Here is a 24,988-nt window from a genome sequence, read left to right as displayed (position 1 = left end):
TTATACCGGCGTCGACTGCATGTTAACCGACATATCGGTATCGACATAGACATGCGCGCCATTGCTGGCCGTATAGATCGCGTAACTGTCGCTGCCGTTTTGATTGTCGTGGTCCAGCGAAACGGTCGTTCCCGTCGCCGTCCAATTGATGGCGTCGGTGAAGGACAGCGTCTGGCCGGTACCGCCCGCGATGATCAGGGCGTCGTCCTTCAGCGAGGCGTCGATGGACAATCCGTTGACGAGAGAGTTCACGTCCTCCGACAAGGCGAAGGCAAAATCCTGGGTCATCGAAATCGTTCCATCCGCTCCGCCCGTATAGTCCAGGGCTTCCAGGTTGTTCAGGCGCCATTCGTTCGTCGAATTGTTCGCCAAACCATAGAAGTCGGATTGGACATGCAGAATATCGACATCGCCGATCCCGCCATCCAGGAAAGCCAGGGTACCGCCGTTCGACAGCGTGAAACTGTCGTTGCCGTCCAGCCCGTACCAGACTTCCCGGTCGCCGACCGTGTTCAGGGTGAAGCTGTTGTCGCCGCTGTCGCCCACACTGCCTTGGATGGCGTCCTGATCCTCGATCGTTTCCAAATCGCCGGTCAAGCCGCCCGTCGACAGTTTGAAACCGGTACCGACAAAGGACGGCAACAGGATATCACCGGAGTCGTTCTTACCGATGCTCGCGCCGGTATCCGCATCGACGATCCGCACGCGCATGAAGTTACCGGCCTCATACATGCTGGTAATCGCGTCGGTCGATGTATTGGAATAGTCAGAGTTGACCCGAACTTCGAATGTGCCGCCCCAAGTCGTTGTGCCGCCGACATCCAAATAGGCGGTGTGGTCCGCCGCGTTCGTACCGGATCCCAAATCCATGACCAGTTTCGAGTTTTCGTTCATGGTCAGATCGCCCGTGATTTGCACCTTGTTCGCGGTGCTGTGCGCCTGAGCCTGGAAACTGTTAACGAACATGGTGCCGTCATCGGCGCCGAATTCGACGCTTCCGTCGATCCTGGACTTCCCGCTTATGGTCCCGCTGCCGGTGTTGAAATTCAATTCGCCGTTGTTGATAAGCGTTCCCGCCGCGTCACCGACCCGCAGGACCGGTTCGGATATCCTGCCCGGTTCGAACTCAATGACGCCGTCGTTCACGGTGAGGTGCGCGACCGACAAAGTGGGGGAGGCGGTTGTTTGACCGAATTGTTCCCCGACCAAGGTGATCGTTCCTTGGTTATGGAAGTCGATGTCGCTGACATCCGCGGTCAGGGATTGCGACGTCGCCGTCATTCCGATGGTGCCGGTATTGATCAACGTACCGGTTCCTGCGATTTCCGCATTGCCGAGGTCCAGTTGACCCGCATTGGTTAGGGTGCTGTCCAGGGTCAGCGTCCCCCCATTCGTCAGGGTCATCTGACCGGTTGCCGCGCTGTTCAGGAAATCCGTGCTGATGGCACCGCCGCTGAGGTTTAGATTCGACGCGTTGATGAACTTCGCCATCGCCAGATCGAAGCCATAAAGGTTGTCCAACCCGCCGCTGTTGGTGACCGTTCCTGTGCCCGACATGGTGACAGGGGGACCTTCGACAAGGGCTGTGAACTCAACCGAACCGTCCATATCGAAATTGGTGTCGAAGGCAAGTGCCGCCCCGTTGGAAACCGAGATGATACCCGCGGCTCCGGCAAAGGCAGTGCCGGATTGAAAAGTCAGTGTTGTATTCGATCCGACACTCAACCTATTGGACGTGTTGGAGAAACTGATCGTGCCGACATTTGAGAACGTCCCATCGGCGCCGCTGTTGTTGAACAACGATACAACGCCTTCCGTGCCACCGATGCCGATCATGCCCTGATTGACCATCCGGCCGCCGTCGTTCAACCGAATATAACTGTACGTATCGCCGATATGCTGAAACACGCCGGTCGAAGAAATCGTCATACCGGATGTCGTGCCGAGGACGGACATCGTTTCGTCGGTGTCGAGTGTCATGACACCGTTGTTGATCGCCGTCATGCCATTGGCGAATTCCATGTCGTCCATGCTCAGCGTCGTGCCGAACGTGTTGATCAGCTTTCCGGAACCGGTCAGCGTCAAGGATGACAACCCGTTATTGTTGCTGTTGGTCAGCGTCGACCCGTCAAAATGCAAGGTCCCGGTCGTGCTGGTGATGCTGCCCTGGTTTACCAACGTCCCAACGGACAAGGTGGCTCCGCCCAGGGAAAGATCGGTCGTGTTGGTGAACGTGCCCGCGCCGGTGACGGCAATGGAATCCCACTGATTCAGGTCCAGCACCGCGCCGGTGCCGCTATAAGTGAAATTCTCGTTCGCGCCGATAGACAGAGTGCTGTTATCCCCGAAAAGGATCGTCCCGTTTCCGGCCAATTGCGTGTCGGTGCCGACCACCAGCGTCGCGCCGGTATCCAGGTCCAGGCGTTCCAACAAGCCCTGGGCCCCGCTGGGGGCAATTTCCAGCTTGCCGTTGGACGTATCCAGCGACGCGAGATTCCGGATTTCCGCATAACCGTCCACAGAGATCGTGCCGGTATTCACGACATCGACGGCCAGGATGTTATAGGCAGCGTTCCCGGCGCCGCCGCCGGTGAACTCCATATATCCGGCGTTGGTCAGCGTGAATGCGTGTTGGCTCGTCGAAACCAACCCCGCCGCCGCGTCGGACGCGTTCACGGTGATGCTGCCAGCGCTGGTCATGCTGGCGTCGAAATACAGCATCGAGTCGACGCCGAGACCGGTGACGTTAAGGTGGCCGCCGGTATTGTTGAAACCCGCCGTGGTTATGGTCGCATCGCCCGTTGCCACACTGACGGTGCCGGAGTTTTGGAAACCGGCAATGGACAGGGTCGCATTGGTGATGTCGAGCGCGCTGAGATTGGTGAAGGTCCCGTCACCGCCGAGCTTACCTTGCGTCGAGAAGTCAAACCGCGATGCACTGTCGAAATGCGTGTAGTTCTGACCTGCAGCAACCGAAAGCAGGCCCTGCACGTCGACCGGACCTGCACCGGTCAGGTTGGTGACGGAGCCTAGCTGTAACTCCCCTTTGACGACGAGTGTGTCGGAAGTACCGATATCGATCTGGCCCGCGGTTGTGTCCAACAGATGACCGGCCGTCAGCGTGCCGTCCGCATTGTTCAGTTTCAGCAAGCCTTGGTTTACGATGTTCAGGTCCAGAATGCGGTCGCCGGGTTCAGAGCCGGTTGTGACCTCGATCGTACCGTTCAAGCTGTTGGTGAGGGTTTCGCTGGCGGTATGTGTCAGAATGGCATTATCCGCGGCCAAAGAACCGGTCATGCGAATCACGCCGTCGTTGGTCAGGTCGTTGGCGAGCTTTAGAACGGCCGCCTGGGCTGTGCTGGCCGTAAGCTCGATAGTGCCGGCCGAAATCGTGCCGTTTGCCGCTCGGTTCGTGAAGTTGGCGGTATCGATCGTCAGCGTTCCGGAATCGAGAAGCAACAGGTCCGCGTTGGTGAAACTGACGACGGAAATCTTCCCACCCGCGACGTACAAGGTTCCGCTTTCGTTGATATATTCGCCTGAACCGGTGATCGTGCCGTCCAAAAGGCCGACCAGTTCTTCGTCGTCGCTATAGGTGAATGTCTCGCCCGTCGCGACCACCATGGTGCCGCCGTGGGTGACGTTCAATTCGCCACCGCCGGAAAGGTCGGTGTCGGCGCCGACGGTGATCGTTTCGCGGATATTCAGCTCACCGTCCGAATTGACGATGATCGCGCCGTCGCGGGTATCGAGATTGTAGCCCGCCGCACCTTCCCCGTATCCATAGCGAAGAAAGGCGTCCAGCTCGATCGTGCCGGTATTGGTGATGTCGGATTCCACCATCAACGTGGTGGAGGACTGCTCTCCTGAATCGGTCAGCAACAACGTGCCGCTATTGTCCAACAGACCGATCGTGCCGGAAACGATCTGGAAATCCGATTGTCCGTTTCCAGAGAATTCGAGAACGCCGGAATTCGCCATCGTGCCGTCCAGGGACAACGACCCGCCGCTCGCCAAACCCGCGAAATTAAGGGTACCGCTATTTGTGAAACTCCCGCCTTCCGCCACATCCACCCAACCGCTGAAGGTCGTGATCGTGCCGGCATTTTGAAGGTCGCCGTTGGCGGTGATGGAGATATTCCCAGAGGCAATCAGGTTTGCGGTGGATTTGTTGGCGAACGTTCCGTCGATAAACGCCGTTTTGCCGTAGGCAACGGAAGCGAGAGTCCCTTCGTTGACGACCGTCGCGGAAATCGTCGTGTTGCCGAAAGCGGCGCTTCCGCCGTCATCGGCGATTTCCAGCGTACCCATGCCGGAAATCGTGGAATCGTCAAAATCGAAACCGTAATTTTCTGTCGATATCGTCGCGCCCGCGCCGATGTCCAACATGCTCGCCGATTGGAACTCTATCGTGCCGCCGGTTCCCAAAAGAACGCTGTTCGTGCCGACGGACAGGGTCCCGGCGTCGAAGGTCAGAACGTTGCCGTCCGCGATATGCAATGTGCCGTTCGTCGTATCGACCCAGCCGCCGTCGATGGTCCATTTCATGGCGATTTGGCCGGTTTCCGCCAGGGCGATCGTGCCGGTATTGTCGATTTTGCCGAGCGTCAGCGTCCCCGTTTCGGAATCGGATTCGGATGCGGTGTAGCCGCGCATCAATCCGGTATTGAGGATCGTTCCCGACCCGGCGCCGACGGACAGGCTGGCCCCATTGTCGACCTGAAGGGTGCCGGTATTCGTAAAATCTTCAGTGATTTTCAAGACGCCATGGGCGGCCAGGGCGGGATCAACCTGAACAAAACCGTCGTTCCGGAAGGCGCCGGTGATCGCCAACGTGCCGTCAGTCCCGGCCGCGATATCGCCGCCGACGATCAGGCTGCCGGTTTCATCGACGGTCATGTCGACGCTGATTGTGTCGGCTTTGGCTGCGTTATTCGACATCAACGTCCCGGTCAGCATCAGGCTTTCCGATGCGGAACCACCCTGGATCACGCCGCCGCCCTGCATCCGGGTCAGGCCTTCCAGGGTGAAGGTGCCGCCGCTGTCCAATGTGATCGTGGATCCGTTGCTGCTGTTAGTAAGCCGCAATTCACCATTCGTATTGTCGATGTCGCGTCCGAAATGCAGCGTTCCGTTCATCTCGGAAATCGTGCCGTTGTTGACGAAATGAAGGTCGTCACCAAGGGCTATATTACTGAGGGTCCAACTGCTCGCATTTGTCAGGGTTCCCGAGCCGTCAACGGTGCCGCCGACCAGTGAGAAGTCATGAACGTTGAAGCTGCTGCCGTCAGCGATGGAGAGCGTCGCATAGGCGGTAATCAAGGGGTCGCCGTATTGGCTGAGCGTCGTGCCGCTGCCGACGATCAGTTTTCCGCCACTGAAAATAAGGTTGTCCTGGATGCTGTCGGCGACGAGGGCGCCATTCGTAGCATCGATGGTGCCGCCCGTAACGACGACACTGCCGGAAGAATAATCGAGCGTGCCGCCGGATAGATCGAAATCCCCGACGTTGATCGTGGCCCCGTAGCCGAAGACGGCCGTCCCGGCGTTTTCGAAATGATCGACGAACAGTTTCGACGAACCGCCAAAAACCATATGACCGTCGTTCGCCAGAGTACCGCTGCCGGTCAGGGTCGAATTGTTCGCCAGGGTAAAGGTCGGCGCGGGTATTTCTCCGCCGGGGCCGTCTTCGTCCTGGTTGTTCAGCACCCCATCGACGGTCAGCGCGGAACCGCTGAAATCCATGGCGTAGTTATTGATCAAGGTACCCGTCGTGCCGATGGAAAGATTGGCGGCGCCGACATCCAACGTGTTCTGGTTCGTCAATGTTCCGTGCAGGATCAGGCCGGTCCCGCCGTTCCATTCCGTCGAGATATCGATCGACCCGGTGCTCGATACTTGCGCACCCTCCGCGATAACGGCGTCTGTCAGGTCCAGCGTCCCATGGTTCCGTAACAGACCGGTTCCGGCGATCGTGCCGCTTTTGACGTTCAGTTCCTCGTCGGTCGTCGTGATTGTTTCACCGGCCAGGATGTTCAGGGTCCCGCCGCTGCCGATCAGCAAGGTCCCGTCGGACCCGGTCCCGTGATGATTGAACACCATATTGGTGCCGACGGTGATCGCCCCGTCGTCGATCCGCAACAGCGCGCCGTCCGTCGCCGTAAGGGTACCGTGCGACATATCCAGGTCGATGTCCCGGATTTGGGCCGTCGCGCCGTTGGTAATGGTCAGATGTCCGTCTTGATCGATGACGCCCGTGCCGTCGCCGCGCAGGATGGCGCTGTCGCCCATGACGATGGTGCCGGTATTGTCGATCCGGCCGACCAGGTCCGTTTCAGCATTCGATTGGAACGCGATCGTTCCGGTATTGGTTACCGTTCCTTCAATTTCGTTCGCGGTGGATTGGAAGGAAATCGTTCCCGCGTTCTGAACCGCCACTGCCAGGGTATCGTTCGAAATATTAAGGTCGCCGTCTTGTGTAACGGTCAGCGTTCCCGGGCCGGAAACCTCAACCGAACCCGAATTATCGAGGAGGTAACTAGTATCCGTAAACCGTACGTCACCCTCCAGGGACAAGGTCGACATCGTGCCGCCGTCCTGGAAGTAGAAATCCTGATATCCGTCGGATGCGAGGTCCAGATCGGATCCGGCCGCTACCTTAAGCGTGGCGCCTGCTAATAGGGATACGTAACCGGACTCCAAAAGAGTGTCGTCGGATATCGACATTATGGCATTGGTGCCGGAAACCTCTAATTCGGCCGCCGCTTCGATCACGAAGGCACCTCTTAACGTGCCGCTCGTCAAATCCAATGCGGAGGTAATCGTCGCGCCGTCGCCATAGAAAAGCGTGCCGGCGCCGAGATCGGCGTTGACTGCCAACACGGCGGAGGCACTGAGTTCGAGTGCATCCTGGTTCGTAAGTGTGCCCATGCCACTTAAGGTGCCGCCGGAAACGATAACGGTTCCCCCGTCTATTTCCGAATTCAACACTGTGGAAGCATCGAAATCGACAGTGCCGATGGCCTCCTGGCTGTCGTCATAGTTGACGATATCAACGTCGACCGTGTCGTTGTTCAGGAATAGATATCCGGCATTTACGATCGATCCGTCGCCGGTGAAGGTCAGGCTAGCGTTGTCAGAAATTGTACTGGTGCCGTTGACCTGCCAGACGCCGCCGACATCGAGCGTACCGCCGTCACTGAAGTCGAAACTGCCCAATGCGTCCAGATCGACGGTTTCGGATTCGGCGATTTCCACGATCGCGCCATCCTGGGCGCTAATAAATGGAACGCCCTGACCGATCGTCCCACTTGAATTTTCAAACCGACTATCTTCCCCGACGATAAGCCGACCGCCGTCATTGATCGCGAAACCGGCCTCCCCATGGGCGGCGGCGATGGTACCGTCCCGGGTGTCCAGCGTTCCTTCGACTTGCAGACCGTCGACAATGACCCGACCGTTATTGTCGAGGACGACCCCGGTACCGATGGTGCCGGAATCGAAATCCAGAACCCCTTCGTTCAGGAATTCGGCGGTTGCTAGGCCGGTATGAATGCCCGTGTTGGCGTTGAACGCCAGGGTAGGGCCGGTCTGGGACAGGGTGAACCCGTTCGCGGAACCAAGGACGAAGTCGGTGCTGTCTACGAAGACGATCGTCGCGCCGTTGGCATCCCCGAATGTGCCGCCATTGTCGATAAAGTCGCCGCCACCGTTGATCTTCACGGAATCTGAGCTGTCGGTACCGAAATCGATCGTCCCGCGGTTGGTCAGCGTGTCGATCAGGCTCAAGGTCGTCCCGTTCAGACCGTTCAAGTCAATGTCGCCGTGATTGTCGATATCGACGGACAGCGTCGTCTTGCCGCCTTCAAAGAAGATATTCCCGAAATTGTCGATTTTGCCGTCGCCGGTGATGCGGGCCCCGTAATTCAGATCAAGATCGGCATCTTCCGCGACGCGAAATGTCGTGTTCAGGGCCAACGCGCCGATACTCGCCTCACCGGCGCCGGTGAATTCGACCGTCCCGGAACCTGAAATCGTAGCAAAGGCGCCGGCAACGTAGAGGTCGTCGAAACTTAATGTTCCAGCGGAAACGACAAGATTGCCGGAACTTATATCCAGCCCTCCAACGCTGCCGCCGGTTTCCGCGATCAAGGTTCCGCCACCGAACATCACGGTGTCGGTCAGCGCCAGTGTCGATACGGATAGGGTCGCCTGACCGTACATGCTAAGGTTACCGCTGCCGGTAAGGCTGTTCAGCGACAGACTGCCGATTTCGGAAACCATGGCTGTATCGGTGGAATTGAGTGCCAGCTCAACATCGTCGCCATTGGCCGGCGGGGTTCCGCTACTGGTAAAATCGGTGACCCAGTTGGCACTGTTGTTCCAACTAGAGTTCACGGCCCCGGTGAAGATATTCACGCCCTTCATGCTGCTTTCCGCACCGTCGAGGACCAGCACCGCACCGTTCGTATTGGTATAGGTGCCGGTTTCGCCGATCTCGATCCACCGGGAACGCGTCCGCATGACGATGGCATCCGGGATTTCCGCGCCCAGGATCGTCAGCGTACCGGACTCCGTGGCGGCAAGAATGTCGTCGGCGTCGAAATTGAAGTGAACCGGGCTTTGTTCGTCCTCGACATAGGCGAGGTCCAGGACTTCGATATTCTTGATGTCGCCGGATGCGCCGAAGGTCAGCGTCCCGGCGCCGTCCTCCAGGACGAGCGTGTCCGTTCCGCCGCCGCCGTCTACCGTGACCGTGCCGGAACTCAGCCGGAACGTATCGTCGAAATCCGAACCCACGAGGTTTTCGAAGCTCTGATAGGTCGTGGATTGCTGGCTGTCCGAGGCATAGGCGATGTTGATGTAGCTGCCGACGGAAACGGAGATCGCCTGGGAGGCCGCCGCGTAATTCAGCGTATCCGTGCCGTCGCCGCCATGGGCGGTTTGGGTCGTGTGATCGGAAATCACGACCGTGTCGTTGCCGCTGCCGCTTAAGGAGATCGTTTCGAAATTCGTCGCGGAGGCGGTGTTGCCGTCGGCGGACAGCGCACCGGTTGCGAAACTGTAGGTTACCGAACTGGTCCCGGCATTCACCGACAAGGTGTCGCTACCGCCTGCCGCGTCGACATCGATGGACAGGCTCGTCCCGAAATAGGAAACGACATCGTCGCCGTCGCCGGAAATGATCTTTTCGACATTCGTCAGAGTATCGAAGCCCGTGACGTTGGCGGTTCCGTCGTTAACGAAACTATCGGCCGAAACGTCGTTGATCGATAGTGTCAGGTCGGCAATATCATTCCCGGTAACGGACGCATAGGTGACCGTATCGGTGCCGATGCCGCCGTTGTAATCGTCATTCCCGTCGCCGCCGGCCGTCGCGACGATCGTATCGTTCCCAAAACTGGCGGTGACATAGTCGTTCCCAGCCCCGGCATAGATCACGTCATCGCCTTCGGCGGTGGCGATAATGTCGTTGCCGTCGCCAGTCGTAACGGTGTCGTTTCCAGACCACGTCTGAACATGCAGGTCGAGCGTGGTGTCGCCCGCATTTACGACGATGTCCTGCGTTGAAATGGTATTCGTATAGGACAGATCGTAGGCTTGTTGGCCGCCTGCTACGTCAAAATCGTCCAGGCCGACGGACAGGACGGACAGCCCACTGACCGCATTCGCGTCCAGAATCAGGGTTGCGCCGTTAGAATGTGTAAAGGTGCCGCTGCCCGATGTGGTTTCGGTCCAGTCCGCGAAATCCGTATTGTAAAGGACCGCGCCGCCGGCCGCGCCCAGGATCGTTAGCGTTCCACCAGTCGTACTGGACAGAACGTCGCTCGCGGTGAAAGACAGATTAACCGGCGATTGCGTGCTCGACACGTTGCTAAGGTCGATGGTTTCGACGTTTTTCAGGTTGCCGGAACTGCCCACGGTGAGGGTGCCTGCACCGTCCTGAATGCGCGCGGTGTCGTTGCCCGCGCCGCCGTCTATCGTGATACCATCGGTGGCGATGCTGAACGTATCGCCGAAATTGGACCCGACCACGGACTCGAAATTCGAGAAGTCGCGTGACTGCCGTGTCTGGGTATCGAACCCGACCGACAGGGAATCGCCAAGCTGGCCGCTCGACGTGGCAATATAAAGTGCTTGGCTTGCCTTCGAATAGTCCAGCGTGTCGGTGCCGTAACCGCCATCGGAGTATTGTGTCGTGTGATCGGTCAGGACCACCGTGTCGTTGCCGCTGCCGGTGCTGACGTATTCGAAATTGGTGATTGTCGCCGTGCCGCCGCTGGTCGTCAGCAGGCCCGAGCTGAAGTCGTAGCGGGCATCCTGACTGGTGGACAGTGTGAAACTGTCGCTGCCGCCTTTGCCGTCGACATCGATCGACATGTCGGTGCTGTAATAATAGACGAGGTCGTCGCCTTCACCGGATTCGATCTTTTCGACATTGGTCAGCGTGTCGTTGTCAATAACACCGACAGAGCCGTCATTGACATAACTTAGCTTCGAACTGTCGTTCAGGGACATTGTCAGGTTGGCGATGTTGTTCCCGGATACGGACGGATATTTCACCGTGTCGTAGTCATCGCCGCCGTCATAATAATCGTCGCCTTCGCCGGACCCGGCGGTAATTGCGTCGTTGCCGGATCCGGCATTGACCGTGTCATTCCCGGCACCGGTGGTAATCGCGTCGTTCCCCGCACCGGTGCTGACATTGTCGGCGCCGCTTCCGGTTTTAACGGTATCGGATCCGGTCCCGGTCGTTACCTTGATCGGCGCGGTCGCGGTTTCCGCAGAAACGTTAACCGTTTTCGTAGAGGTGCTTTGATTGACTTCGTAAGTGTATCCCTCCGACGCCGCGGCTGGCGATGCCCCTGGAAGGTTACTCGACGTAATGGTGATTTCTGTCGGTTCCACCGTCGTAACCGTTTCCGTCGGTTGAACAACAGTTACGGTTTCTTGATTGGTTTCATTGGTGTTCTGATTGGTGCCGGCTGTCGCATCGCCGATAACGATCGTACCGCTACCGGAATCGTCCCCGTTACCCGATCCGGAATCGTTGCCGTTTCCGACATCCCCGACGACTTTGATGACATCCTCCGTCTTGTCGCCCTCGTCTCCCGCGGTGTCGTCGGTATCGTTTTCGACGGTGTTGTCACCGTCGCCGGTACCATCGCCTTCACCCTCGGCAAGTTGCTCTTCCTCGGTTGACTCGTCGGCAAGCTCCTCTTCGCCGTCGCCTTCTCCCTCGACGGGAATGTCATCCTCGGTCAGTTGTTCCTCGGACCCGGCATCGGCTTCCTGGTCGCCTTCTTCGGTCGCGTCTCCGGCACCATCGCCGCCGCCGTCGCCGGATTCTTCGGTCTGCCCGCCGTCCTCGCCGCCGTCTTCCTCGCCGTCCTGATTCTGTTGCGGTCCGTCATCGACGGAATCGACAAGGCCGCGCAGGTCGATATCCACGGTTTCGCCGGTTTTCTGCTGGATCGTGTTGACGATGGCGCGTTCAATGCTTTGCAGGTCGGCGGTGCTGAGCGCCTTGAACTGCGCGGCGTTCCGGGCAATGACGTTTTGTGCCGTATCCGTGAATTCGAACACGCGAATCTGACCGGCATTGTCGGATTGCCCGGTCGCGGAGGCGAAGTTTTCGGACAGAACGATCGTCTGATTGCCTGCGGTGACGGCGATTTCGCCATCGACGACGGTGAAGGTAAACGCCTCTCCATTCGCACTGCGCAGCCCGGACACAGTGCCGGTCACGACGGTGCCGCGAATACCGATCGTCGCGACCGGCGTCGTTACCGTCATATCGTTCGGATTGGTCGCGGCGATCTGGCCCGACACGAACAGGAAGCCGCCTTCCAAGATAGAAAAGGCGGATTGGCCGGTCTGAGTCGTCGGGTCGAAAACCATCTCGTCCAGCGCCAGACGCGCGCTGGCGCCCAGCGTGAACAGCGTCCCGTCGACGAAGGTCATCTTGATGGAAGCGCCGTCGCTGGTTTCGATCTGGTCGCCCTGATAGACCGGGTCGCCCGCCTGCAGCAGGACGCGGGTTCCATCCGGGCGCACCGCATAGACATTGCCCGTCAGGTTGTCGACGGTGCCGATCGATTCGCCCAGAACCTGCGCAACCTGCGCATCGCCCAAGGCGGCCGTCTGCCCCGGCGCAATGGGATGCAGAAAGGATTGAACAAGCTGCGGCGACAGGACGCGCCCGCCTTCCGCCGTCAGGTCGGGCGGGGAGGGAACGGCGAAATAGTTTTCGACCAGAACCGCCGTACCGTCCGGTTTGATCAGCAACAGGTCCGGCCCCTGGCGAACGTAATCCGCATCATAGATGAAGGAGGCATCGGAGAGCGGCAGCGAATCGCCGCTCCGGGCATCGAGGGCAATGACGACGTCCAGCGGTTCGCCGGAATCCAGCGGGTTGTCGATGACGGCGGGACGGTTGGCACCGGCATCGCCGCCGATGAGGTCGAATTCGGGGATTGCCCCGTCGGACGGGCTGTTGTTGCCGGTCAGCGCTGTATCCAGGTTGGAAGAAGCGGCGGTTTCGGGAGAAAACCCGTTGGAATCGCTAGAATTTCCAGACTCAGGAGAGAGGAGCGAGTTTTGTGCAGTCGTTTCGCCGGTGCCGCCCGATCCGTGCGGCTGATCCAACCTGGCCATAAATGTTCCCCGGAGACCCGCGCTTTTTCCGCCGGTTCAAAACGCAGCAAACGTTTCGACTACTCGCGTAAAACGGAAATCCCACTCTTAAGCGCCCCTCACGTGTTAATTAGCATTTTATTAACTTTTAGGAAAGATGTCCGTCGCAGTTTTCGGCAGGGCATTTGAAAAATCTTTTCGCGGTTGAATGGGGTGTTCCGGCGAGGCTCCTGCCGGGATATGCTTGCCGCGTGACCTGTTCGCGTAGAGCGGATAGTATCGCGGTCCCGCGTGGCGGGTGTAGCGAACGAATACCGTCGGGGATGGTTTTATGAACAGGGGGTTGGTCGGGCAACTGATCGGGAACGCGATCCGCCACAACAAGGCGCGTTATTTCGAGGCATTGTTCGCATCCCTGTTCATTAATTTTCTGGCGCTGGCTGTTCCCGTTTTCATGCTCCAGATTTACGATCGGGTTGTCTTTCATCATGGATTGACGACGCTGCAAGGGCTTGTCGTCGGCATGGTATGCGTGATCGTGTTCGACGGCGTGCTGCGTCTGGGGCGGGCGCGCCTGTTTCAAAAGATCGGTCTGAATATCGATATCGATGTCGGCCGGGCTCTCTACGACAAGATCATGAAGCTCCCCTTGCGGGTCCTGGAGGGGAAGCCGGCCTCGTCCTGGCAAATCCTGTTCCGGGACGTCGACGCGGTTCGGGGTGCCCTGGCCGGGCCGACGACGGCGCTGGTTCTGGACCTGCCTTTTGCCATCCTGTTCTTCCTGGCGATTCTGTGGTTGGCCCCGCCTTTGGCCGGTGTGATCGCGGTTGTTCTGCCGGTCTTCGTGTTGCTGGCGTGGCGATCGGGCGCGAGTGTGTCGACCCTGTCGGAGGCGGAGCGCGCCGAGAACGCCAAGCGCGAGGCGTTGATCGGCGAAATCATCGCCGGACGGGCGACCGTAAAGGCATTGGGGCTGGGGGAGAAACTGCGCCCCGAATGGGAAATGCGGCACCGGAACACGATCCTGACGTCGATGGACCGCGGCCGGTCGTCCGATTCCCATGTCACTGTCGGCCAAATGTTGAGCATCGGCACGACCGTGGCGATTACCTGTGTCGGCGCGCTATTGATTCTGGAGCAGTCCCTAACCATCGGTGCGTTGATTGCGTCGAATATGCTGGCGTCTCGGTTGGTCGCCCCGATTGCGAGCCTTGTCGGGCAGTGGAAGAGCTTTCAGGCAGCCCGCGAGGCCGCGCAGCGCCTGAATGCGGTGCTTGAGATGGAGGGGGAGCGCGACGCCGTAGAACTGCCCTTCGATCGACCGCTCGGGAAATTGCAACTGGAAGAAATAACCTTCCGATATGGGAAGGACCTGGACCCGGCCGTCGATAAACTGGACGGCGTGATCGGTCCCAATGGACTTCACTGCATCATCGGCCGCAACGGCAGCGGGAAGTCGACGTTTTTCAAATTGCTGGCGGGGCTGTACCGCCCGGATGCCGGGCGGGTGCTGTTGGACGGTGCCGATATTTCACAATTCCCCCGGCGGCAGTTGACCCGATGGATCGGCTATATGCCGCAAGAAGTCGTTCTGTTTTCCGGCACGATCCGCGAAAACATCCTGATGGGATCGGATACGGCGACGGATGAGGACCTGATCGGCGCCGCAAAGCTGGCCGGTGTGCATGAATTGATCGCGCAGATGCCGATGGGATATGAAACCGATGTGGGGGAAGCCGGTCACCGCCTGTCCGGCGGTCAGCGGCGGCGCCTGGCGGCGGCGCGGGCATTGATCGGCGACCCGCCTGTCCTGTTGCTGGACGAGCCGTCGGGCGATCTTGACGGCGAAGCGGAAAAGGTCCTGGCGCAGGCGTTGCGCAGCCTTGCCAAGGATCACACGATCCTGGTGACGACACATTCGCCGGCCTTGTTGTCGGTCGCGGATACGATCCTTGTTCTCGACCGCGGCAGGGTCGCCATGGCGGGCGGCGCGCGCGAGGTTCTTGGTCGCTTGGGGCAGGGCGATTCCGGCCCGACGGCACCGCGCCCAACGCCCAAAGCGGCGGAGTGACGGGCATGACGACGATTGAAAACAACCCGTCTCCTCTGGAAGAACTGCGCGGTCGCATCGGGAATACGGCCACTCGAATGTGTGTCTGGGGCCCGGGCGTGTTGGTGTTGCTGTTCCTGATCTGGAGCGCCTGGGCGGAGTTGGACGAGGTCGCGGTGGCGATGGGCGAAGTCATCCCGCAACAACAAGTTCAGATCGTCCAGCACCTGGAAGGCGGGGTCATTGAATCGATCCAGATCGCGGAAGGCGATATTGTCGCCCGCGGTCAAGTGCTGATGCAATTGAACCTCGGCGGGGCGAGTCTCAATCGGGACGAATTGTCGGTGCGCTTGGATGGCTTGAAACTGACCAAGGCGCGCCTGGAAGCGGAGGCCGAGGGCATTGATGCGCCTTTGAATTTTCCCGAGGAACTGGAACAGGAGCGCCCGGAACTGGCCGCGGCGGAGCGGCGAAACTACCTCGGTCGTCGTCGAGATTTGGAATCGACCCTGTCGATCCTGGACGAACGCAAACGGCAGCGAAACTTGGAAGTCGCGGAATTGGACGCGCACCTGACCGCCGTGCGGCGGGACTTGGCGCTGGCTCGGCAGCGTCTCGCCATGTCCGCCGACCTCCTCAAGGAAGGTCTGACGCCGCGCATGGAGCATGTCGAGGTCGAATCGGAGGTTGAAAAGCTTCAAGGGGAGGTTTCCGTACTGGAGCAATCCGTGCCCCGCGCGAAAGCGGCCTTGCAGGAAACGGAGGCCGAGCGGGTTCGCGAGTTGGATGCGTTCAGTCGGCGTGCCCTGGAGGAACTGGTTCCGGTCGAAACGCGAATCGCGGAATTGAGCGGAACTCTGGAAACGGCGACGGATCAGGCCTTGAGAACAGAAATTCGTAGCCCTATCGACGGAATCGTTAAAAACCTTATTACCAATACGGTCGGCGGCGTTATCCGACCGGGGGAAGGCATTGCCGAAATCGTTCCGATTTCGGACGAGCTGGAGATTTTGGCAAAACTCGACCCGAAGGATCGCGGTTTTGTTGAAAAGGGCCAGAAGGCGCTGGTGAAGGTAACGACTTACGATTATGCGCGTTATGGTGGCCTTGAAGGCGTCGTAGAGCGCGTCGGAGCCTCGACCAGCGTCGGATCGCGTGGCGAGACTTATTATGAAGTTGTCGTTCGTACGGACAAAACTTATCTTGGCGAACGAGTAGGGGATTTTCCGATTACGCCTGGAATGCAGACAACGGTGGATATTCATACCGGGTCGCGCACGGTTCTCGAATACCTCGTGAAGCCCGTGTTGAAATTGCAACATGAGGCGTTTCGGGAGCGGTAAACCGCAGGGGCTGTTTTGTCTGGCGCTGGCAGTCCCCGGTCGGTTGTGTTAGCTAGTTTTTGTTGTGATATGGATAGTCACATGCCGGGGGAGACAGCCGGGCGGTGATTGTCGGGGGAAGTCGAGGAGCGCCGGTGAACTATCGTTCGAGGTCCGTGCCGATCTTTGCAGCAGCGAAACGTGTCGTCGTTGTGGCGGTAATGGCGTGCGCGGCGGGATTTGCTGTCGGCTCGACATCGGCAGGCGCGCAATCGCTGAATACTGAACTCGAGCTTCTGATCCAAACCCATCCGCGTATCGAAGAACAACGCGCAATCCTGCGCCGGGCGCAGGAATCGGTGCGTAGTTCGCGGTCCGGCTACTTGCCCAGCGTGTCGTCGACCGGCAGCGCCGGTATTGAGCGAAAATCGGATTCGACAACCCGGACGGCTGGGGATAACGACGATCGACTGCGCTTCAACGCCTTGGGGATCGAGGTTCGTCAGAACCTGTTCGACGCGGATGCGACAAACAGTGCCGTCGGTGCCGCATTGATGGCCCGGGACAGCGTCGCCTTCGCCTTGGAAGGCACGGTTCAACAGGTGATGCTGCAGGGGATCACCGCCTATCTGAACGTGCTGAAGCTGAACGAGCTGATTCGGGTATCCAAGGCGCGCGAACGTACCATCCGTGAACAATTGAACCTGGAAACGGAGCGTGTGGACCGCGGAGCCGGTATCGCGGTCGACGTCTTGCAGGCAAAATCGCGGTTGCAGCTTGCCATCGAACAGCGTGTCGATTTGGAAGGCCAACTGCGTCAGGCGATTGCTGCCTATATCCAGTCCTTCCAGCGCGACCCGGATATCACCCGGATGCGGGTCGAACCCTTGCCGCCGCAGCTTCTGCCCGCCAGTCTGGACGAGGCATTGTTTATCGCCCGGCAAGAAAATCCGTTGGTGGCCGCGCGGGCCTTTTTGGCGCGCAGCGCCAGGTTTTCCATCGATGTCCAGAAATCCGGTTATTTTCCGACCGTGGATTTCGTGGGGCGTTGGGACCATGAAAAGGACGTTTCGCACACGCGCGGTTATGTGAAGACGGCGGCCGTTCTGATCGAAATGTCCTGGGATATCTTCTCCGGCTTCGCGACGGATGCGGCGGTTGCATCCGCGCAGCAAAGCTTGCTGGAAAACCTGTCGATCGCCGATCGGACGTTGCGGGAGACGGAGCGGCAGGTACGCCAATCCTGGACGAAGCTGGAAAACACACGCATCCGTAAGGAATTGCTGCTGAACGCCGTTTCCATCGCCCAGGAAGTGTTTACCGCGCGCCAAAAGCTGCGCGATGCCGGCAAGGATACGGCGATCAATGTGCTGGACTCCGAAAACGAGGTTTTTCAGGCGGAGCAGAATCTGATCCGCGCCGACTACGACGCGCGGGCCGCCGTGTATGAGTTGGCGACGGCAATGGGGATCATGTCCCCGGCGGTTCTGGGCGTCGACGTTCAAGTCATCGAAAATTTCGGCGATTACAAAACCGGCGGCGGCGATGTCGACGAATTGGCGCCGGACCCGACGGTAGAAGACCGGCGCGACCAGATTGACGCGATCCGCAAGGCCGCGGGCATCGGGCCGTATGAAGATCAAGGGCCGGCCCCGACACCCATCCCACAGGAAAACACGCCGGTTGAAACCGCGCCGGGCGTGATCGAACCGCCGCCGTCCTCCAGTGAGGCGCCGAAGGACGATGCCTCACCCGTGACGCAGGATTCCGCGGCGCTGCCCGCATTGCGCCAGATCGAAGAACTGGCCGTGCTCCCGCAACCGGCGGAAATGACGTCGGTCGCCGTGCAGGAAGCGGAAGTTCTTTCTTCCACCGAGGTCTTGGATGCTCCTCCTGCTGAATCGCCTGGTGCGTTGGTCGTCTCTGCCCCAGGCGGGGAGACGGATGATGGCTTTACGGTGCCGGGCTCGATGCTTTTCGGGGCCGGGTCTCAGTAAGGGCAAATCCCCATACGAGTCCCCGGCGAGCCTGTTTCTGCGGTCGTGAATGCCGCCAGTTTTCGGGACGAATGCAAATGGCGAAAAATAGACCGCATCGCGCGCATTTCCGCCCCCCACAAGTCGGCGCCGTTATTGTGTCGGGTTCCTTACTATTGTCCGGCTGCGGCGGATTCGGCGGCATGGGGTCGGATCAGGCCGCAGGGATATCCGGCAAGACCGCCGATGCCGTCCAAATAGCGGCGGCAAACCCACCCGCACTGGGGCCGGGCGATCGCTTCGCCTTTGATAATCCGGATGTTGTCTGGGAGGTCGTTTCGGTCGACACGGACGGTCGTATCGCATGGCGTTCCGATACCGGGGAAACGCAGATCACCGATGCAAACCCGCTGCTGCCCGCCCTGGAATGGCACAGTCCGACGCGGGGGAACGGTACAAGACTGATCAGTGGTATGAGCGCATCCATGTTCCCGATGAAACCGGGAAAGGAAATCCAATTCCGATCGACCGTCGATACCGATCAGCCGCCCTATGCCTGGGAATTTGATTGGCAATGCAGTATTGGCGCATTGTCCCTTCAGACCGTTCCGGCTGGCAGCTTTCCGGCCTATCGCGTCGCTTGCGGGCGTCAGGACCCGGAAGAGATGGTCTTTCAATACGCGCCGCAGGTTGGGAACTACGTCCGACTTACCGTGACGGATCCTGCGGGAAAGACGATCGAACGGCGGCTGACGGCCCTGCATAAGGGGGCAGGGATGGACAATCTGCAACAGGTGTCGGAAGCGCCGCAATCGGGGCTGGCGACCATGGCGGAAACGCCCATGGCAACCGGCGGCGATAGTCAGCCCACGATGCCGATTAACGGTAATGCAGCCATGCCGTCGGAAACGAAATCCGGTCCGACGGCGCTGGGGATGTTGGCCGAGCCGCCCGTGGACAATCTACCGATGGGGGAAGATCCGCTCGCGCCGGAGGGGGCGGCTGCGGCAACGTCCCCGACATCAACTGGAGCCCCTGGCACGTCTGCCGTGACCACGCCGCAGACAGAACCGGCAAGGGACATGTCCGCAACGGCGTCTGCTGCCGTGCCCGACGCAACGTCGGGCAGCGTCGCCATGCATCTGGCGTCCTACAAGGACCCGAACAATGCGGAGGTCGGCTGGAAGCAGTTGCTGGCCGGAAATCGCGATCAATTGGACGGGCTGCGGCCGATCGTTCGAAAAGTGGATATTCCGGGGAAGGGGATATTCTACCGCCTGCACGCGGGCCCGATTGCCAGCAAGGCACAGGCGGATGCAATGTGCCGGACGCTTAAGGCACGCGGCCTCTACTGCAAGGTCGAAACACTCTAATCCTACAAGGTCTATCGAAATGCAAAAAGGCCGCCCAAGGGCGGCCTATCGCATGTGCCTTCAGGCAGCCGGATTACTTGATCTTGGCTTCCTTGTAGGCGACGTGCTTGCGCACGACCGGATCGTATTTCTGGAATTCCAGCTTTTCGGTCTGGGTGCGCGGGTTCTTTTTGGTCACATAGAAGTGGCCGGTGCCGGCGGAGCTCACCAGCTTGATTTGTACGGTCGCGGGCTTCGCCATCGCCTTGATCCTTCTTTATCTAGCGCGTCGCCGCCCGTTCCTGGGTAAGGCTTTCCGGGGGGCGCCGCGTTGAAAACCGGGGCGGAAAATAGCGGTATCCGCGGTTCTGTCAAGGGGAGAACACGGACGCATTACATCAGCCCTGCCGATTGCGGCTCCTGTCCCATGATGCGGGCGCTGAATATCCGGATCGGGCGGTCGCCATCCGTCAAACTCTCGCCGTGCCGCCACAGGCCCAAGGCCTCTTCCAGCACGAATTTCGTGACCGATCGGACCTTTTCGCTGGTCAAGGCGTCGACGGCGTCGACCCATAGGACATCCGGTAATTCGCCCATGGCGCGCGGCGTGCCGAACAGACTGTCGTCGAAGGCCATGAAGAACCGTGTGTCGAATCGTATGCGGGACGGCGGTGGCGTAATCGCGCGTGCGATATAATGCAGGTCTTCCGGCGCGGGAATCATGCCCGCATCGGTCAAGGCGCGCAGAAACGGGTCTTCGGCGTCGGACGGGGCTGCGCGGGACCCCGACTTTGCGATAGTCGCGCCGATTTCCTCCCAGGATTCGCGCAAGGCGGCGGCGTGGAACCGCGTACCGGGCCATGTCGGGTCGTCACCGAGGATCAGGTCGCCGGGGTCGACCGCGCCGCCGGGAAAGACGTAACTGCCCGGCATGAAACGCGCATCGTCGCGCCGTTTGCCCAAAAGCACCTGCGGCGTATCCACGGTCCCTCTCAGGATAACCAAACTGGCCGAATCGCGCGGGATCACCGTCATTTTGTCGGGGGTGGCGTCAACTGGCATCGGCGAAACGTCCTATATCAAGGGCGCGGCGCATCAGGGCCGGGGAATCCAACAGAAGTTCGGCGATGCCGATGTCGATATCACCCGATGCATGTGGCCGCCAGGGACACAGCGACAGGATCGCCTTCGCGGTTTTCTCGTCAGCCGCATTCGCCCGGCGGCGGCGGTCGAGCATCGTCCGTGCCCCGTCCGGTCCGCCGGACAAGGCTGTATTCAGCGTCGTGACGGCGTCCGTGGCCCCGCTGGTGCACACTGTGGGCATGATGCCCAGACGATCCAGGGCATAGCCGCTGGGCGCCATGAACCGCGCCCAGGTGATATACAGTTCCCCACCGTTCGGCATGTCGATGACGGTCTGGATCGATCCTTTTCCGAAACTGTTCATACCAACCAGCACCGCGCGACCGTGATCCTGCAGCGCGGCCGCCAGGATTTCGGCGGCGCTGGCCGATGCGCCGTTGATCAGCACGACGACCGGCAAGCCTTCCGCAACGTCACCGGGTTCGGCTTCAAACCGCTGGTGGCTGCGCGGGTGACGCCCATCGGCGCGGGATATCAGTCCGGCATCGAGAAACAGGTCCGCGGAATCGACCGCTTGGTCCAACAACCCGCCCAAATTGCCGCGCAGGTCCAGGATCAGGCCGGTCAGTGCCGTGCCCGTTTCACTGCGGGCCTGACTGACGGCCTCCGCAAGGCGTTTGGAGGTACGTTCGTTGAAACTGGAAATCCGGATTACCGCATGATCGTTGATACGGCTCAGAAACACGGTATTCGGAACGATCTGTGTGCGTCCGACCTCTACGGATAACGGGTTCGGCAGACCGTCACGGCGGATGGTCAGGGACACGGCGGTATCGACCGGGCCGCGCAGTTTTTCCGTGATCGTGCGCAGGGGCAGGTTGCGGATGCTGCTGCCGTCGATGGCGGCAATCCTGTCGCCGACCACCAATCCCGCCGCCGCTGCCGGTTTCCCGGGTTCGACTTGCTCGATCCGTGCGCCGTCCGGATGGCTTTCGATTTCGATGCCGATTCCCCCGAAACCGACCCGTTCCGCCTTCAACGCCGCCGCATCCCGGGGATTGGCATAGCGTGAAAACCGGTCCAGACCCGCCAAGGCCGCATCGGCAAAGGTTTCGTAATAGTCTTCTTCCGGCAGGTCGGCGAAAGACTCGCTGGCGATCCGGGATTGCCGTACTGCCTGCGTCACCATATCCGCCCAATAGGTCGGTTCGTTGGCTGCCACGGTCAGATATTGGGTGAAGATCGGTTCGTCGTCGTATTTGAAGACGAACGCCCGTTCGTCGATTTCCGGTTCCAGTGCCGTGTCTATGGCCTTGAAGGCGGATAGCCCCGTCCGCGTGAAGCGCGGCAAGTCCACGGGGTCGATATGGACGTTGGCTGTTTCGGTATATATCGCCTCAAACATGGTTTTCATGCGGGCGTTCAGAATCGGATCGCTGTCGGGGCCGCTGGCGCAGGCGGACAGCAAAACGGTGCCGCAGAAGATAGCGGTCACGGATCGGAACGGGTGTGGAGCGATAGCCGGAAACAGCATGGTTTCCGAAGGATAACGGGGAGTCTCCGGGGATGCTATCGCTGATTTGTTGCAGTTGGCTTTCATCGGACAGGTCGATACCCTGCGTGACGTTTGAACGGGCAGGGGAGGGCCCTTGTGAAGACACTGACTCCAAAAGACCTGTTCCTGACGACGGAACGCTTAAACCTTCGTCCGACAGGGGCGGAAGACGCTGATTTGGCCGTGGATATTTTCACGGATGCCGAGGTGATGCGGCATTTCGGGCCGGTCATGTCCGATGCCGACGCGCGGAAGGAAGCGGTTCTAGCGGAACGGCGCGGGGCCGGTGGGCGGATCGGCGTCTGGACGATTATTGACAAGGCTACCGAGGAAAAGCTGGGGACCGTCTTTTTGTTGCCGCTGCCGGTCGAAGAACCGGACACTCCTTGGTATCAGGTCGTGGCTGACCGATATCCCGATGATGATGTCGAGGTCGGTTACTTGCTGAAGCGGTCTGCCTGGGGCCGGGGATACGCGACGGAAGCCTGCCGTCGGGTGTTGCGTTTCGCCTTCGATGAAACGCCGCTGGAGGAGATTGTCGCGATCACCGCCCCGGCGAATACGGCGTCGCAACACGTCCTGCGCAAATGCGGCATGGTCGAGACCGGGATGCGGCGTGCCTATGGGGAGGATTGCCCGGGGTTCCAGATGACACGGCGGGACTGGGCCGAGCTGGGCAAGGCCGGGCCGGGCGGTATGGAGACCGGCGTTACCTAACGCCGCTTCCGAGGCGGGCCTTTTCGGCGCGCGCCCTTGGGTGGGCCGCCGCGATGCCCCTTCTTGTGGACGCCAGTCGGACGACGGGCTTTTCGATCCTTGATCACATGGCCGCCTTCGGCGATTTCGAAGATCAGACCGCCGGTGACAGTGTTCGCCTCCACCAGACGCGCCGTCACGGTCTCCGCCAGTTGGAAGGCGAGGCCCGATTGCTCCCCGATCAGACGCTGGTGGACTTCGTCGTGCCAGTAGCGATCCCAGGGCAGGGAGGAGACCGGGACGAGCCCATCCGCGCCCGTTTCGTCCAGGCGGATAAACAGACCGAAACGCTTCACCCCCGTGACACGCCCCGCGAATTGCGCGCCGATCCGGTCGGACATGAAGGCCGTCAGATAGCGGTTGGTCGCATCGCGTTCGGCCTGAATGGCGCGGCGTTCGGTATTGGAGATCAGTTCCCCGTATTTTTCGAAATTGTGCGCCTGTTCGTCCGGCAACCCGCCGTCGCCTAGCGAATAGGCGGAAATCAGGGCGCGGTGAACCAGAAGGTCCGCATAGCGGCGGATCGGCGATGTAAAATGGCAATAACGCTGAAGCGCCAATCCGAAATGCCCCAGATTGTCCGGGGCATAGACGGCCTGACTTTGCGTGCGCAGGACCATGTCGGAAATCAGTTGCGCCCGGTCCGTGCCTGCCGCCCGCGACAGGATACGGGTGAAGTGATGCGGGCGCAGGACGCCGTCCGCCGATAGCTTGATATCCAGCGCCTGAAGGGATTCTTTCAACGCTTCCAGTTTGTCCAGAGAGGGCGGTTCGTGCACGCGATACATGATCGCGCGGGCGTTTTTCGCCTCCAGCAGTTCCGCCGCCGCGACGTTGGCGCAGATCATGAATTCTTCGATCAGCTTGTGACTGTCGAACCGGCGGCGTGGCGCGATATGGGACACCGTGCCGTCTTCCGCGAGGACGACTTGCAGTTCCGGCAAGTCCAACTCCAGGGTACCGCGTGCCGCTCGCCCCTTCAGAAGGCAGTCATAGGCGGCGTAAAGCGGGCGGATGACCGGGTCCATCAATGGGCCGATTTCGTCGTCCGGCCGCCCTTCGAACGCATCCTGAACGCGGGTATAGGTCAGGCGCGCCGCCGACCGCATCAATCCGCGCATGACGCTGCGCTTGATCAGCTTACCGTCGGCGGTGATATGCATGCGGATCGCCATGCAGGCACGGTCGCCGTCGGGACGCAGGGAACACAGGTCGTTCGACAGACGCTCCGGCAGCATCGGGACGACACGGTCCGGGAAATAGACGCTATTCCCGCGTTCCCGGGCGCAGCGATCCAGGGCGCCTTCCGCCTTCACGTAATGCGCGACATCGGCAATTGCGACCAGCAGGACATGGCCGCCGGGATTGGCCGGGTCCGTATCCGGCTCGGCCCAGACCGCGTCGTCGAAATCGCGCGCATCCTCTCCATCGATGGTGACGAGCGGAATATTGCGCAGATCCGTCCGGCGGCCCAGTTCGACCGGTTGCGCGGCTTCGGCTTCTTCCAGCGCGGCCTCTGGGAAGTCGACCGGGATACCCTGGGCATGGATGGCGATCAGGCTGAACGCCTTCGGTTCGTCGATGCGGCCGATCACCTCGCTGACGCGGGCTTCGTGGTGTTGGCCGCGATGGCCGCCGCGCATCGGTTCCGCCAAAACCAGATCGCCCGGCTGTGCGCCGTTCAGCGAATGGCGCTCGATGAACCAGGTTTTGTCCAGCTTCTTGTCCGTCGGGATCAGGATCGCGCCGCCCTTCGCCTGTTCCAGCAAGCCCAGCAGTTTGTTCGGGCCGGGTTGAAGGACACGGATGACGGAGGCTTCGTAATGCTTGTCGCCCCGTCGGCGCAGGCGCGCCAGGATTCGGTCGTTCAGCTTCGGATCGGGGCCGCGCGTGGCCCCCAGCACCAGGATATCGGGGGCGGGGCCGTCCTCTTCGTCGTTCCAGGCGGCGGGGCGGGCCCAGGGCTCTCCATCGGCGTCCAGGCGATCGATGGTCAGGACCATGACCTCCGGCAGGGCACCGCGGGCGGCAATGGTTTTCTTCGGGCCGGTATCGATCAGGCCCTCATTGGCCATTTCTTTCAAAAGGTCGCGCAGGGCAGCGCGTTGTGCGCCTTTCAGGCCGAAAGCGCGGGCAATATCGCGTTTGTCGAGAGGGCGTTCGCTCTTCTCGATCATCTCCCGGATTTGCGCTTTGTCGGGCAGGCTGCCCTTAATGCTTTCGGCGATGTCGTCGGGCTCGTCCAAGTCGTCCGATCC

Annotated in this window: 10 protein-coding genes; 5 read left to right on the top strand and 5 right to left on the bottom strand. The window is 60.2% G+C overall.

Annotated elements, in window-relative coordinates:
- Positions 1–12,657 carry a FecR domain-containing protein gene (locus HH303_RS06705; protein ID WP_169624463.1) on the bottom strand — a complete coding sequence of 4,219 codons (12,657 nt, stop codon included), beginning with the start codon at positions 12,655–12,657 and terminating at the stop codon, positions 1–3.
- Positions 12,658–12,967: 310 nt separating this feature from the next.
- Between HH303_RS06705 and HH303_RS06700 the strand changes: the two genes are divergently transcribed.
- The 4 genes from HH303_RS06700 to HH303_RS06685 all read left to right on the top strand — a co-directional run bounded on the left by HH303_RS06700 (position 12,968) and on the right by HH303_RS06685 (position 19,357).
- Complete coding sequence (locus tag HH303_RS06700; RefSeq protein ID WP_169624462.1) at positions 12,968–14,707, top strand: peptidase domain-containing ABC transporter; 1,740 nt, start codon at positions 12,968–12,970, stop codon at positions 14,705–14,707.
- A 5-nt stretch (positions 14,708–14,712) separates the two neighbouring features.
- Entirely contained in the window at positions 14,713–16,029 is a 1,317-nt protein-coding gene (locus tag HH303_RS06695; RefSeq protein ID WP_169624461.1) for an HlyD family type I secretion periplasmic adaptor subunit, read from the top strand.
- Between the two features lie 134 nt (positions 16,030–16,163).
- On the top strand, positions 16,164–18,005 hold the full coding sequence (locus HH303_RS06690) for a TolC family outer membrane protein (protein WP_169624460.1): 1,842 nt from the start codon (positions 16,164–16,166) through the stop codon (positions 18,003–18,005).
- Between the two features lie 77 nt (positions 18,006–18,082).
- The gene (locus HH303_RS06685) at positions 18,083–19,357 is read left to right on the top strand and encodes an SPOR domain-containing protein (RefSeq protein ID WP_169624459.1); all 1,275 of its coding nucleotides are present in this window, start codon (positions 18,083–18,085) and stop codon (positions 19,355–19,357) included.
- Between the two features lie 73 nt (positions 19,358–19,430).
- Here HH303_RS06685 and rpmG read toward each other — a convergent pair whose 3' ends face one another.
- The 3 genes from rpmG to HH303_RS06670 form a co-directional block, all read right to left on the bottom strand.
- On the bottom strand, positions 19,431–19,598 hold the full coding sequence (gene rpmG, locus HH303_RS06680; RefSeq protein ID WP_169624458.1) for a 50S ribosomal protein L33: 168 nt from the start codon (positions 19,596–19,598) through the stop codon (positions 19,431–19,433).
- A gap of 131 nt (positions 19,599–19,729) precedes the next feature.
- The gene (locus tag HH303_RS06675; protein ID WP_169624457.1) at positions 19,730–20,398 is read right to left on the bottom strand and encodes an NUDIX domain-containing protein; all 669 of its coding nucleotides are present in this window, start codon (positions 20,396–20,398) and stop codon (positions 19,730–19,732) included.
- The gene (locus tag HH303_RS06670) at positions 20,388–21,953 is read right to left on the bottom strand and encodes a S41 family peptidase (protein ID WP_169624456.1); all 1,566 of its coding nucleotides are present in this window, start codon (positions 21,951–21,953) and stop codon (positions 20,388–20,390) included. The genes HH303_RS06675 and HH303_RS06670 overlap by 11 nt, the downstream gene beginning before the upstream one ends.
- 117 nt (positions 21,954–22,070) lie before the next feature.
- Here HH303_RS06670 and HH303_RS06665 point away from each other — a divergent pair, with 117 nt between their 5' ends.
- Complete coding sequence (locus HH303_RS06665; protein ID WP_169624455.1) at positions 22,071–22,691, top strand: GNAT family N-acetyltransferase; 621 nt, start codon at positions 22,071–22,073, stop codon at positions 22,689–22,691.
- Here the strand turns inward: HH303_RS06665 and rnr are convergent.
- The gene (rnr, locus tag HH303_RS06660) at positions 22,688–24,976 is read right to left on the bottom strand and encodes a ribonuclease R (protein WP_169624454.1); all 2,289 of its coding nucleotides are present in this window, start codon (positions 24,974–24,976) and stop codon (positions 22,688–22,690) included. The two genes, HH303_RS06665 and rnr, sit on opposite strands and share 4 nt — an antisense overlap.
- Positions 24,977–24,988 lie beyond the last annotated feature (12 nt).

Source organism: Pacificispira spongiicola (assembly GCF_012926505.1).
Classification (GTDB): Bacteria; Pseudomonadota; Alphaproteobacteria; order UBA8366; family Aestuariispiraceae; genus Pacificispira; species Pacificispira spongiicola.
Note: the sequence above shows the minus strand (reverse complement) of the source record. Positions and strands in the feature narration are given on the sequence as shown.

Coding starts and splice junctions, on each gene's coding strand:
- HH303_RS06705 (WP_169624463.1), bottom strand. CDS start 12,657: ATGGCCAGGTTGGATCAGCCGCACGGATCGGGCGGCACCGGCGAAACG.
- HH303_RS06700 (WP_169624462.1), top strand. CDS start 12,968: ATGAACAGGGGGTTGGTCGGGCAACTGATCGGGAACGCGATCCGCCAC.
- HH303_RS06695 (WP_169624461.1), top strand. CDS start 14,713: ATGACGACGATTGAAAACAACCCGTCTCCTCTGGAAGAACTGCGCGGT.
- HH303_RS06685 (WP_169624459.1), top strand. CDS start 18,083: ATGGCGAAAAATAGACCGCATCGCGCGCATTTCCGCCCCCCACAAGTC.
- rpmG (WP_169624458.1), bottom strand. CDS start 19,598: ATGGCGAAGCCCGCGACCGTACAAATCAAGCTGGTGAGCTCCGCCGGC.
- HH303_RS06675 (WP_169624457.1), bottom strand. CDS start 20,398: ATGCCAGTTGACGCCACCCCCGACAAAATGACGGTGATCCCGCGCGAT.
- HH303_RS06670 (WP_169624456.1), bottom strand. CDS start 21,953: ATGCTGTTTCCGGCTATCGCTCCACACCCGTTCCGATCCGTGACCGCT.